The organism is Streptomyces sp. NPDC057638 (assembly GCF_042800315.1).
GTDB lineage: Bacteria > Actinomycetota > Actinomycetes > Streptomycetales > Streptomycetaceae > Streptomyces.
The window spans coordinates 33345-44981 of sequence record NZ_JBHVHF010000025.1; the positions used below are offsets into that span (position 1 = coordinate 33345).

Annotated in this window: 11 protein-coding genes; 4 read left to right on the forward strand and 7 right to left on the reverse strand. The window is 72.5% G+C overall.

Annotated features, from left to right (window positions below):
- Positions 1–42 precede the first annotated feature (42 nt).
- From ACFVIM_RS06260 to ACFVIM_RS06280, 5 genes are all read right to left on the reverse strand, one after another.
- Positions 43–1338 (reverse strand): cytochrome P450, encoded by a 1296-nt coding sequence (locus ACFVIM_RS06260; protein ID WP_384299145.1) that lies wholly within the window; start codon positions 1336–1338, stop codon positions 43–45.
- Positions 1335–1964 carry an ATP/GTP-binding protein gene (locus ACFVIM_RS06265; RefSeq protein WP_384299176.1) on the reverse strand — a complete coding sequence of 210 codons (630 nt, stop codon included), beginning with the start codon at positions 1962–1964 and terminating at the stop codon, positions 1335–1337. The genes ACFVIM_RS06260 and ACFVIM_RS06265 overlap by 4 nt, the downstream gene beginning before the upstream one ends.
- A gap of 58 nt (positions 1965–2022) precedes the next feature.
- Positions 2023–2382 carry a DUF742 domain-containing protein gene (locus ACFVIM_RS06270; RefSeq protein ID WP_384299147.1) on the reverse strand — a complete coding sequence of 120 codons (360 nt, stop codon included), beginning with the start codon at positions 2380–2382 and terminating at the stop codon, positions 2023–2025.
- On the reverse strand, positions 2379–2807 hold the full coding sequence (locus ACFVIM_RS06275) for a roadblock/LC7 domain-containing protein (RefSeq protein ID WP_384299150.1): 429 nt from the start codon (positions 2805–2807) through the stop codon (positions 2379–2381). Before ACFVIM_RS06275 ends, ACFVIM_RS06270 begins: the two co-directional genes overlap by 4 nt.
- A gap of 114 nt (positions 2808–2921) precedes the next feature.
- Complete coding sequence (locus ACFVIM_RS06280) at positions 2922–4778, reverse strand: ATP-binding protein (RefSeq protein ID WP_384299152.1); 1857 nt, start codon at positions 4776–4778, stop codon at positions 2922–2924.
- A gap of 458 nt (positions 4779–5236) precedes the next feature.
- Between ACFVIM_RS06280 and ACFVIM_RS06285 the strand changes: the two genes are divergently transcribed.
- Complete coding sequence (locus ACFVIM_RS06285; RefSeq protein ID WP_384299154.1) at positions 5237–6040, forward strand: acyltransferase; 804 nt, start codon at positions 5237–5239, stop codon at positions 6038–6040.
- Positions 6041–6192: 152 nt separating this feature from the next.
- On the opposite strand, the gene ACFVIM_RS06290 is transcribed toward ACFVIM_RS06285, so the two are convergent.
- Positions 6193–7059, reverse strand: a complete 867-nt coding sequence (locus tag ACFVIM_RS06290) for an EamA family transporter (RefSeq protein WP_384299157.1) — start codon at positions 7057–7059, stop codon at positions 6193–6195.
- Positions 7060–7152: 93 nt separating this feature from the next.
- Between ACFVIM_RS06290 and ACFVIM_RS06295 the strand changes: the two genes are divergently transcribed.
- The gene (locus ACFVIM_RS06295; RefSeq protein WP_384299160.1) at positions 7153–7725 is read left to right on the forward strand and encodes a helix-turn-helix domain-containing protein; all 573 of its coding nucleotides are present in this window, start codon (positions 7153–7155) and stop codon (positions 7723–7725) included.
- Between the two features lie 202 nt (positions 7726–7927).
- Here ACFVIM_RS06295 and ACFVIM_RS06300 read toward each other — a convergent pair whose 3' ends face one another.
- The gene (locus ACFVIM_RS06300; RefSeq protein ID WP_384299162.1) at positions 7928–9607 is read right to left on the reverse strand and encodes an MFS transporter; all 1680 of its coding nucleotides are present in this window, start codon (positions 9605–9607) and stop codon (positions 7928–7930) included.
- A gap of 161 nt (positions 9608–9768) precedes the next feature.
- Here ACFVIM_RS06300 and ACFVIM_RS06305 point away from each other — a divergent pair, with 161 nt between their 5' ends.
- A complete protein-coding gene (locus ACFVIM_RS06305) occupies positions 9769–10587 on the forward strand; it encodes a TetR/AcrR family transcriptional regulator (protein ID WP_384299164.1) in 819 nt (272 codons plus the stop codon).
- Positions 10588–10910: 323 nt separating this feature from the next.
- The gene (gene fabG, locus ACFVIM_RS06310; RefSeq protein ID WP_384299179.1) at positions 10911–11615 is read left to right on the forward strand and encodes a 3-oxoacyl-ACP reductase FabG; all 705 of its coding nucleotides are present in this window, start codon (positions 10911–10913) and stop codon (positions 11613–11615) included.
- Positions 11616–11637: the final 22 nt, after the last annotated feature.

An 11637-nucleotide genomic window follows, 5' to 3' on the forward strand; every position in this document is an offset into this window, starting at 1 on the left:
CCGTACGGCGGTGGACACCTCCGTACGGTGCGGACACGGGCCTCAGCGCACGATGACCGGGGTGAAGCTCACCGGCAGGGCCGTCAGGCCCCGCATCCAGATCGACGGGCGCCAGGCCAGCTCCTCCGGCTCGACGGCGAGCACCACGTCCGGCAGTCGCTCCATCAGGGTCTCGACCGCGGTGCGGGCGATGACATCGGCGAGGAGCGGCGCCGGATAGGGACAGCGGTGCTCGCCGTTGCTGAAGGAGAGATGGGCCGAGTTCTCGGCCCCCACATGCCCCTCCGGCCAGATCTGCGGGTCGGTGTTGGCGGCCGCCAGACCGAGGACGACACAGTCACCGGCCCGGATCTGGCGGCCGCCGAGCTGGGTGTCGCGCACCGCCCACCGGCCGATGAAGTTCTGCGTCGGGGTGTCCAGCCAGAGCACCTCGTTCAGCGCCTGCCCGACGCTGAGCCGGCCGCCGGAGACGCTGAGGGCGAACCGGTCGTCGGTGAGCAGCAGTCGCAGGGTGTTGCAGATCCAGTTGGCCGTCGGCTGCTGGGCCGCCGCGATCACGGAGATCAGGTCCTGCACGATCTCCGTGTCGCTCAGCCCGGCCGCCTGGTCCAGCATCCGGGAGGTGACGTCCGTGCCGGGCGCCGCGCGCTTGTCGGAGACCAGCCGCTGGATGCGCTCCTGGACCCGGACATACGCGGCGACGGGGTCGTCGCCCTCGTGCGCGTCGAGGGAGATCCGCAGATCCCGGACGAGCGCCTCGGTGTCCTGGCTCCCGGCGGGCATACCGCACATCTGGACCGCCGCGCGCATCGGCAGCGCGTGGGCGAAGCTGGACATCAGCTCGGCCCGGCCGCTGCCCGCGAACGCGTCGATGAGGTTGTGGGCGATACCCCGGCACCAGTGGGCGAGTTCGAACTGGTCGACCGCCTCCAGCGCGCGGGTGATCACCCCCGCGCGGCGCCGGTGCTCGGGGCCCTCGGTGAAGAGCACCGACGGCTGATAGCCCACGAACGGCATCAGCGGCCAGTCGGCCGGGATGGCGTGCCACTGGTTCCAGCGCCGGGAGTCCCGGGCGAACAGGTCGTCGTGCGCGGTGACATAGGTGACCTCGGCATAGCCGAGCACCAGCCAGGCCGGGATGTCCCCGTCCAGCAGCACCGGTGCCACCGGGCCGTGCTCGCGCCGCAGCGCGCGGTAGAGCTGGGACGGGGTCTGCTGGTACTCCAGCCCGCTCAGCGAGACGGCGCCCGTGTGCGCGGGGCAGCCCGGCGGGGGACCGGGGGCGGCCCCCGGCGGGACCAGCCCGGTCTCCGTCTCGTGTCCGGTGAGGTCGGTCATGGGGTCAACTCCCGGGCCGTGGCCAGTGTGTGGAGATGGTCGACAAGGCTGATCAGGACGTGCTTGCCGGAGGAGCGGACCCGGGCGTCACAGTCGATCAGCGGCACATGCCCGGGCAGCGCCAGCGCCTGGCGGATCTCGTCCAGGGAGTAGCTGTGCGGATCGCCGTCGAAGCGGTTGACCGCGACCACGAACGGGGTCCGGTGGTGCTCCAGCCGGTCGATCGCGTACCAGGAGTCGCTCATCCGGCGGGTGTCGACGAGGACGACCGCGCCGAGCGTGCCGGAGAAGAGCCGGTCCCACAGGAACCAGAACCGCTCCTGGCCCGGCGCCCCGAACAGATAGAGCACCATCCGCTCGTTGAGGGAGATCCGGCCGAAGTCGAAGGCCACGGTGGTCGTGGTCTTGCTGGAGAGCCCGTGGGTCTCGTCCACGCCGACGCCCGCCTGGGTCATCAGCTCCTCGGTGTTGAGCGGGCGGATCTCGCTGACCGAGCGGACCAGGGTGGTCTTGCCCACCCCGAAGCCGCCGACGACCACGATCTTCAGTCCGGTCTCGGCGGTGTCGTGCAGCGGGGTGCGGCCGGTGGGTTCGGCGGCGGGCGCCGGATGGCCTGGCGGGGCCATGGCGGCGGGGGTGGGCGGCGCGTGCGCGGTACCGCTGGCGATCTGGGCGTCCGTCGTCTCAGAGATTGCGGAGTCCAATGAGCACCTCCTCCAAGAGGGCGGAGTCGGGCAGGTCCACCAGCGAGCGGCCCGCCCGGGGGTGGCGTGCGGTGATGCGCCCCGTCGCGAGGAGATCGCCGAGCAGGATCCGTACCACCGTGATCGGCAGCCGCAGCTCGGCGGAGAGTTCGACGACGGCGACGGGGTGGCGGCAGAGCTCCAGTATCCGGACGTGCTCCGACTGCATCCCGGGGGAGGGCTCGCACTCGGCGACGATCAGTGTCACCAGGTCGAAGTCGTCGTCGTCCGCGCTGTCGCGGCCGCCCGTGACGGTGTAGAGCCGGTCGGGATCGCCCAGGTCGACGGGGCGCCGGATCATGACAGCGGGCTCTGGGTCGGCGACACGCGGGGCTCCGCCCGCAGGTGTTCGCCGATCTGCTCCACCAGCTCGGTCATCTGGTGGCCCACCGCGCCCGGGTCGGCGCCGTCCTCGGCCACCACCGCCAGATGCGCCCCGGAGCCCGCCTCCACGATGAAGAGCAGCCCTCCGTGGAACTCGGTCATCGAGTGCCGCACCCCCCCGCTGCCGTTGCCGAACTCGGCGGACGCGCCCTGGGCCAGCGCCTGGATGCCCGAGCAGATCGCCGCGAGCTGGTCGGCCTGGTCGAGCGTCAGATGCGGGGTCCAGCAGAGCTTCAGCCCGTCGCGGGAGAGGACCAGGGCGTGCCGGGTGCCCGGGGTGCGGTCGAGCAGGCTTTCCAGAAGCCAGGTCAGGCTGTTGTCAGTCGTTTGGCTGGGTTGCATGGTCTGCGTGGGGCGGGCAGCGCCGGATTCTCCGGCGCGTGCCGCCCGTGCCTCCTGTCGTGCGCTGGGTGCTGGGTCGGGTACGGGACCGTACGGCCCCGGTACGGAGGGGGCTCACCCCTCCGTGGTGCGCGGCGGCTCCTGGGGCGTACGGCGCTGGGAGCGGTGGAAGGCGCCGAACCGCTCCCCGGCGTTCTTGGCCGGGGGGGCCGTGGCCGCGGTCCGCTCGCCACCGGCCGGGGGCGTGGGCCGGGTCCGGTCCGCCGCGGCCATGGTCCGGCCGGGCGGGCGGACGGGCAGTCCATTGGGCGTCGCCACCCGGGAGGTACCGCGCTCGGCCAGGGGCTCACGGGCCGGGGGGACATCCCGCGCGGCGGCGGGCCGCGCGGTCGGGGTGACGATGCTCTCCGCCGTGTCCGGTACACCGGGTACGCCCGGGATGCCGCGTCCCGCGGTCGCGTCGGGTCCACCGGGGGCACCCGGCGTCCCCGGCACGCTGGAGGAGGCGCGCCCCACCATCGTGTCGGAGGCGCCCGGCACCGGGCCGGAGGCGAAGGAGTGCGTGACGCCCGCGTCCCGGGCCGCCGTCACCGGGCGGCGGGTCAGCGGCTCGGTCTCGGCCGGGGCCTGCTGGTGCAGCAGCTGCGGCGGGAAGAGGACCACCACACCGGTGCCCCCGCGCGAGGACGGGCGGAAGTTGATGCCCATGTTGTACTTGGTGGCCAGCTTGCCGACGACGACGAGACCGAGCCGGGTGCTCTGGAGCGTGGCGAGGTCGTCGAAGTGGCCCGCCACGGCCTCCTCCGCGCGCCGCATGGCGGCGTCGGACATCTTCAGACCGCTGTCCTCGATGGTGACGACCAGTCCGGCGGTGCGCTCCTCCACATAGACATGGACCTCGTCGATGGGCGGGGAGAAGTTGGCGGCGTTGTCCATCAGCTCGGCGAGCAGATGCATCACGCCCTCGGCCGCGTAGCCCGCGACGGCCGCGTTGCTGGCGTTGTGCAGCCGGACCCGCCGGTAGGCGGCGATCCGGCCGACCGCGCCGCGCAGGATGCTCTCCATGCCGATGGGCTTGTTCCAGGCGCGGCTGGCCCGCCCGTCGAGCAGCAGGGCCAGCCGGTCGGTGAGCATGCCCAGCTGGGAGGTGTTGTGGTCCAGTCGCAGCAGATCACCGAACACCTCTCCGCTGTGACGATCCTGCAAGTCGCGCAGGTCGGCGAGCATCGAGACGGCCTTGGCCTGGACCCGGCTGAGCACCTTGGCGCTGGCGCCCCGGGCGACCGCGGCGCGCCGCTCACTGAAGGCGTAGTCCCGCACCAGGGTGTCGAGCATGGCCCGCATCCGGGGGTCGGCGGGGAGCTGGATCTCGCCGAGCGCGGTGTCGGCCGACGCCCCGTCACGGAGCTTGGCGACGGCGGTCGGCAGGGTCACGCCCATCAGGGTGTCCAGGCCCTCGGCCGCGCGGACCAGCTGGGCCCGGGTGGCGGCGGCGTCGGCCTCGGCGGCCTCCCGGCGGCGCTCGCCCCGCTCCAGTTCGGCGGCGAACATCCGCAGCACGCGCCGGAGCTGGGCGTCGGTGGGCGGCGGGGTGTCGGCGAGGGTGGCCTCGGCGCCCTCGCCGTCGCGCAGCCGCTTGATGACGGAGGGGAGGGTCACATTGACCAGGTGGGCCGACTCGGCGCCCATCTGCGCCGACTGGGCCTGCGCGGAGCGGAGTTCGGTGGTGGCGCCGACCGCCGAGGCATGGAGCCGCCGGGCCTTGAGTGTGGCGAGGGCGGCGGTGAGGGCCACCCAGAGCCAGGCGACCGCGACGGTGGCGGCGACCCAGCCGCGCGCGGCGGAGGGTGCGGCGACCGCGGCGCCGCCGCCGACCGCTCCGGCCACGACGACCGAGGCCAGCGGTAGGGCGAGCGGCAGCGGCCGTGGTGTTCGTATTCTGCGCGGAGTGGGGGCGACTGGCACGGACATGCGGTCCCTCGCTGCTTGGGTCCGGGGGAGAACTGAGGGCTGTGGGACGCTCGGCCGGGGGGCCGGTCGAACCCACAGTCAGTCACCGAAAGTTGACGGTGATCTTCCATACGTATGTGGCGCTCATGCTAGTCATGCGCCGCAGCGGGTGAGCGCTTGACCCGGATCGCACCCCACGGAACGGAGGAGTTCGGCCCGAAGTGGCCCTCCGTCAGCCGGGTTCGTGATAACTGGGGAATTCTTCAAGAACGCTGCTCAAACCCGAGAGGTCGACGGAGGTTCGGGAGGCGGAAGGGGCCGACGGGAGGCGTCGAGGAAACGCCCGTGCCTCTCGAAGAGGCTTTTTTCGGCCAAGTGTGATCTTTGCGCTGAGTGACCGGACCGACCGGAAGCGGATGGGGCAAACATCACAGCGCACCGCTCCGATCGGCCCCGCCGGGCCCGACTACGGTGGGCGGATGCCCGAAAACGGAAACGTGTTCTCATCGCTCCGCCTCTGGTGGCGGGGTGTTCTCAGCCGCGCCGTGCACCGGGGCTGGGACTGGGTGAGGGACGTGGGCGCGGTCACCGCGCGGCACCCCGGAAAGCTGCGGTTCCGCCGTATCGGGGAGGGCACCCGGCTCGCCTTCCCGCAGGGCACGGTCTTCGGTGAGCGCTGGATCGAACTCGGCGACTGCTGCGTCATCGCCGAACAGGTCACGCTCACGGCCGGGATGATGCCGGGACTCGATCTGGGCCCCGATCCCATCGTGACGCTCGGTGACGGAGTCGTTCTCGGACGGGGAAGTCATGTGGTCGCCGACGCCCGGGTCACCATCGGTGCGAACACGTACTGCGGACCGTATGTCTACATAACCTCCACCAACCACAGTTACGACGACCCGGACCAGCCCATCGGGCGCCAGTGGCCCCGGGTGGCGCCGGTGGAGATCGGTCCCGGCAGCTGGCTGGCGGCCGGGGCCGTCGTGCTCCCCGGCGCCCGCATCGGCCGCAATGTCGTCGTCGCGGCGGGCGCCATCGTCCGGGGCGAGGTGCCCGATCACTGTGTGGTGGCCGGAGCCCCGGCCCGGGTCGTACGGAGCTGGGATCCCGAGCACGGCTGGCGGCCCCCGCTGCGGACGCCCGCCCCGGTGCCGATCCCGGACGGGGCGACGCCCGAACAGCTGCTGGCGCTGCTGGAGCTGGAACGGTCGGGCCCGGTTCCTGGCCCGGTTCCTGGCCCGGGGGCGGCGGAGGTGGAGGGCGCGCCCACCGGCGGGTGAGCGCGCGTGGGCGGCGGGGGCAGTGGGGTCGCTCGGGTCGCTGGGTTTGAGGGGTGGATACGGCGGACGCGGGCCCGGCCTCCCCGCCGACCCGCCCGGCCTCCCCGGCGCCGGGAAGGCCTACCCGGCCCGGCGGAGTGCGGTGCCGTGCCTCAGCCCGTCGCCAGCAGGACCGTGCCCGCCAGGGCCAGTCCGGCGCCGGCCGCCTGGATCGCGCGCAGCCGTTCCCCGAGCAGCAGCAGCGCGGCCAGGACGGTCACCACCGGGTAGAGATTGGCCAGGACGGCCGCCACCGTGACCGGTCCGTTCTGGGCGGCGAGCGCGTAGGTGCCGTTGGCCGCCACGTCGGCCAGGCCCACGAAGGCCAGCCACGGCAGCGCCGAGCGCACGGTCCGCGCGCCCCCCTCCTCCGGCAGCGCCCGCGCCCCGCGCCGTACCGCTCCATAGAGCGCGGCGCCGCCGACCGCGACATTCATGACGCGCTGGACGAAGAGGGCGAGGAAGAGTCCGTTGAGGGTGGTGGACGCCTCGGCGATCAGGGCCATCACCGCGCCGAAGCCGACGGCCGCCACCAGGGTGAGGGTCAGCGCCCGCCGCTGTACGGCCGCGCCGCGCAGCTCCGGTCCGCCCGCGAGGACCACCCCCACGACGGCGACGGCGATCCCCGCGTACTGGAGCAGACCGGGCCGCTCTCCGAGCAGGAAGCCGATGGCGACGGGCACGGCGACGCCCAGGGAGCCCAGCGGTGAGACCACGCCCATGGGGCCGAGCGCGAGCGCCCGGTAGAAGCAGAGCAGGGCCGCCGGGCCCACCGCGCCCGCCGCCGCCGCGTACCAGAGCAGGGGTCCCGCCTCCCGCCAGGCGCCGGTGGCGACCACGATCACACCGAGCGCGGCCACGGCGAGCGCCTGGGAGACCACGACCACCGTCAGTGCGGGCATGCGCCGGGTGAGCAGCCCGCCGCGGAAGTCGGCCACTCCCCAGAGCAGGCTGGTGGCGAGCGCGAGCAGGACGGTCATGGCATGCCTCGCAGTACAGTGTGATGAACGGCTTGGTTCATTCCACCGTAGTGCAATATATTTGACTCTGTCATTTAGTTGAGTGGACTTGATGTGTCGGATCTCGATCAGCTCGCCCAGGCGCTCGGCCGCAACCTCAAGCACTGGCGCGGGGAGCGCGGGCTGACGCTCGACGCCCTCGCCGCCCGTTCGGGGGTGAGCCGGGGCATGATCATCCAGATTGAGCAGGCCCGCACCAACCCCAGCGTCGGTACGACGGTGAAGCTGGCGGACGCGCTCGGCGTCAGCATCGCCACCCTGCTGGACGAGGTGGAGAGCGCGGCCGTCCGGGTCGTCACCCCGGAGCAGTCGGTACGGATGTGGTCCACCTCCACCGGCAGCCGGGCCCGGCTGCTCGCGGGCACCGAGCGTCCGGGGCCGCTGGAGCTGTGGACCTGGCGGCTGATGCCCGGGGACGGCAGCGAGTCCGACGCCCACGCGGACGGCACGGTCGAGCTGATCCACGTCACGGCGGGAGAACTCACGCTCGTGGTGGACGGTGAGGAGCACCGGGTGGCCATGGGCTCCTCGGCCGTCTTCGACGCCAACGTGCCCCACGGCTACCGCAATGACGGGGACGCGGTGGTGGAGCTGACGATGGCGGTCTCGCTGGCGACCGGAGGATGAGGCGCCGCAGCGGTGGCCGATGCCTCGGCCGCCGGGGCTGAGGTGCGCCAGGGGCGGATGAGCGCCTCGGCGGCCGAGGCGGTCGGCTGCCTCGGCCGCCGGGGAAGGCGGTGCTGTCAGGGCGGTTGGGTGTGTGGCCGGGGAGGGTGGCGCTGTCCGGGGCCGTGGCGGGTGCCTCGGCGCACCGGGGGCTGAGGTGCCGTCAGCGCGGGGGGCCGCCGCCCGTGCGGTCGGCCGCGCGGGCGGCGCTCCTCGCGCGCAGGAGCTGGGAGCCGGTCCAGATCAGATCCACCAGCAGGACCACGACCCAGATCCGGCCCGCGCCGTAGGCGAGGCTCTCCATTCCGCCGTCCCGGCCGCCGCCCTGCATCAGGGTCGTGGCGAAGTCCTCGGTGAACAGGTCGGCGATCCAGGAGATCCCGAAGACCGCCAGTCCGATCTGTGCCGCCACGAACGTGCCGACATGCTTGCGCAGCTCGGCCGCGCGCTCGGCGGGGGTCTTCACCGGTGCCTCGCCCTTGGGCTTGCTCCCGCGCCTCTCCCCGCCCTCGCGCTTCTCCTTCTTCAGGGAGGGGGCGGGGGTCATGCCCTGCCCGGCGTCCTTCGCTGCCGCTGCCCGCGCCTCTACTGGTGTCTCCGCGGGCGCGGGCGGCGGGGGCGGCAGGTCCGCGACGCCCAGCCGCCGGACCGCGCGGGGCACCACCACGGCACCGGCGAGGATGACCGCCGCCGCGACCAGACAGGCCGCCGTCCAGTTGGCGTGGTCGTAGAGCAGTCCCGCCCCCAGGGACCCGATGAGCGCGCCGAGGAGGCTCGCCGACTCGTACACACCCATGCCGCGGCCCGCGCGTTCCCCGGACGCCTCGGCGATGACGGCCTGCTGAATGGGCATCACGGTGGCCCAGGCGAGACCGCTGAGCACCCAGAGCCCGGCGATGACCGCCGGATGGGGGGCCCAGGCCAGACTGGCGGCGAAGACGGCGCTGAAGAGGGAGGCGACGGTCAGTACCCGGGTCCGGCCGAAGCGCACCACGACTCCATGGAGCCGCTCGGAGGCCAGGGACATCACGATCGCGCCCGGCAGGAAGACGAAGGCGACCGCCGTGACGTCCAGCCCGAAGCCGCGCTGGAGGTGCATCACCAGCAGCAGGGAGATCGTCGACTCGGCGGTCATGGTGAAGGCGACGGCGATCAGCATGGGCCGCAGCTTGCGGCCCAGTTCGCCGAGTCCGGCCGTGGGGCGTTCGCGCTTCGTCAGGTGATCCTCGTGCCGGTCCTTGCGGCGCCGGGAGGCGCCGGGGCGCCCGGGTGAGGTCAGCAGCAGTACCGAGGCGGCGGCGCACGCGGCGGCACAGCCGAGGAAGACGCCCCGGAAGTCGATCGACCCGATCAGGGTCATCCCGCCGACGAACGCGACCCATGATCCGGTCTCCTGGGCGGCCAGCAGCCGGGGAAAGACGGCCGAGTCCTCGGCCAGCCGCTCGCTGATGATCGCCCGGACGGCCACCCAGAGCAGCGCGCCGCCCGCACCGCCGATCGCGGCGGCCGCGTAGGCGTGCGTGGCGTTCTCCGCGAACGCGTAGCCCGCCGTGGAGACCGCGTACAGCGCGGCGCCGACGGCGGCGATCGTGCGCCGCTCGTAGGTGTCGGCGAGGACACCCGCCACCGGGCGCATCAGGACGGAGATGGCCATCTCCACCGCGAGCAGGACGCCCACCTCGGTGGCGCTGAGTCCGATGGTCGCCCCGGCCCACAGGGGCAGGATGAAGTCGATCAGCTCATTGGGGCCGTTGGTGAGGGTGGCCGCGAGCAGGGTGTTCTTCTCGCGGCGCCGACGCGCCCGCCCGTCTTTCGCCGCTGTCGCCGCCGTGTCCCCGATCATGCGCAGACCCCATAGTCCGAAAGCCCCGAATAACACCGAACGTTGTTCGCTTAACTCCGAACGATATACTGAGTTTTTGGCGGCCGCCAAGCGACCACGGGTTCGGGACACTGTGGTGCGAGGTTCGAGACACTGGTGCGAAGTGAGAGGGCTGGAGCTCTGTGAAGACGCACGCGCCGACCGAGGCGACCGCGCGCGAGCGCGCCCTGGAACTGCTGTGGGGAGACACGCGGCGCGGCTCCCGGGGGCCCGAGCGCGGACTGACCCTGGAGCGGATCGTCGCCGTGGCCATCGAGGTGGCCCAGGAGGAGGGGCTCGCGGCGATGTCGATGCGCCGGGTCGCCTCCCGTCTCGGCATCGGCACCGCCTCCCTCTACACCTATCTCCCGGGCCGGGCCGAACTGGAGGCCCTGATGCTCGACGCGGTCATCACCGGCTCCGCCCTGCCGCACGAACGGCCGGGCGACTGGCGCGCCAAGCTCGCCGCCTGGGCGCGGGACGACTGGGAGAGCGTGCTGCGCCACCCCTGGGTGCTCCAGCTCCATGACGCCGAACGGGTCCCCGGCCCCAACATGCTCCGCTGGCTCGACTCCGCGCTGCGGGTCTTCGACGGCACCGCGCTGACCGAGCCGGAGAAGCTCGCCGCCATCGAGTCCGTCGACGCGTATGTACGCGGGCTCGCCCGGCTCCGGATGGATCGCGCGGCGGGGGCGGCCGGGTCCCGGGCCGAGCGGGGCGCACCCGAGGGCGTACCCGAGGACACCTCGACCCGGGAGCGCGATGACGCGCTGGTCAGACTGGTCGACTTTGACCGCTTTCCAGCGCTCCAGCGTGCCCTCGCCCAGGGGGCGGTCCCGTATGCCGCCGACCGTTTTGACTTCGGGCTACAGCGACTGCTTGACGGCATCGAGCGGCTGGTGGACACGCGCGGTCTGGCGGCCGGGGCCCCTGCGGCGGGCGGAGAGCGCCGACCGGACTGACCTTCCAGTCAGCAACTAGGGGAGCGGGAGCGGATTCTGCCTCTGTTTCAGAGGCTAAACCCCTTCTGGGTGCTGACAGGGGGCGCCCCTCCGCGCCCCTCCGGTGCGGCGGTGTGTGTCTCAAAGCCGGTGGCCTGGGCCGCGTCCACCCATGATCCGGGTCCGGCGCGTCGACCAGGGCCGCGCCCTCGTCATGTACCGCGGTCATGTCCGCGGGTATTGAACCGGCAAAGGTCCTCTGCTTCGCTGGTGCCCGTGCCGGGTGGAATCCGGTTCCCGGATTCCACCGTCGCTGTGGTGATGGGAGAGCGGTGTCTGTGTCCGTGTCACGTTCAGTTCTGATTACCGGAGGGAATCGGGGAATTGGTCTGGCGATAGCCCGGGAAATGGCCGCAGCGGGAGACCGGGTCGCGGTCACCACCCGCTCCGGAGACGTTCCGGAAGGCTTGTTCGGGGTGGTCTGTGATGTCACCGACCCCGAGCAGGTGGACCGGGCGTTCAAGGAGATCGAGGCCGAACAGGGTCCCGTCGAGGTTCTGGTCTCCAACGCCGGTGTGACGGCCGATCGGCTGCTCGCCGTGATGACGGAGGAGGATTTCACCTCTGTACTCGACACCAATCTCACGGGTTCGTACCGCGTCGCCAAGCGCGCGTTGCGGCCGATGATGAAAAGCCGGTGCGGTCGGATCATCTTTGTCTCGTCCGTATCCGGAATGCTCGGCGCGACCGGGCAGACGAATTACTCCGCCTCCAAGGCGGGGCTCATTGGATTGGGCCGCTCACTGGCCCGGGAACTGGCGCCACGGAACATCACGGTGAATATCGTGGCGCCGGGGCTGATCGACACCGACATGAGCGCCGCCCTGCCCGAGGCGCGGCGGACGTCGATGGTCGAGGCCATCCCGCTGGGGCGCACCGGGTCGGCGGCGGAGGTCGCCAAGGTGGTGCGGTTCCTCTCGGGGCCCGGCGCGAGTTACATCACCGGGGCCGTGGTGCCCGTCGACGGCGGGCTCGGTATGGGGCACTGAGACGGGTGGGGAACCCGCGGGG

Coding starts and splice junctions, on each gene's coding strand:
- ACFVIM_RS06275 (WP_384299150.1), bottom strand. CDS start 2,807: ATGCAACCCAGCCAAACGACTGACAACAGCCTGACCTGGCTTCTGGAA.
- ACFVIM_RS06260 (WP_384299145.1), bottom strand. CDS start 1,338: ATGACCGACCTCACCGGACACGAGACGGAGACCGGGCTGGTCCCGCCG.
- ACFVIM_RS06300 (WP_384299162.1), bottom strand. CDS start 9,607: ATGATCGGGGACACGGCGGCGACAGCGGCGAAAGACGGGCGGGCGCGT.
- ACFVIM_RS06270 (WP_384299147.1), bottom strand. CDS start 2,382: ATGATCCGGCGCCCCGTCGACCTGGGCGATCCCGACCGGCTCTACACC.
- ACFVIM_RS06280 (WP_384299152.1), bottom strand. CDS start 4,778: ATGTCCGTGCCAGTCGCCCCCACTCCGCGCAGAATACGAACACCACGG.
- ACFVIM_RS06290 (WP_384299157.1), bottom strand. CDS start 7,059: ATGACCGTCCTGCTCGCGCTCGCCACCAGCCTGCTCTGGGGAGTGGCC.
- ACFVIM_RS06285 (WP_384299154.1), top strand. CDS start 5,237: ATGCCCGAAAACGGAAACGTGTTCTCATCGCTCCGCCTCTGGTGGCGG.
- ACFVIM_RS06265 (WP_384299176.1), bottom strand. CDS start 1,964: ATGGCCCCGCCAGGCCATCCGGCGCCCGCCGCCGAACCCACCGGCCGC.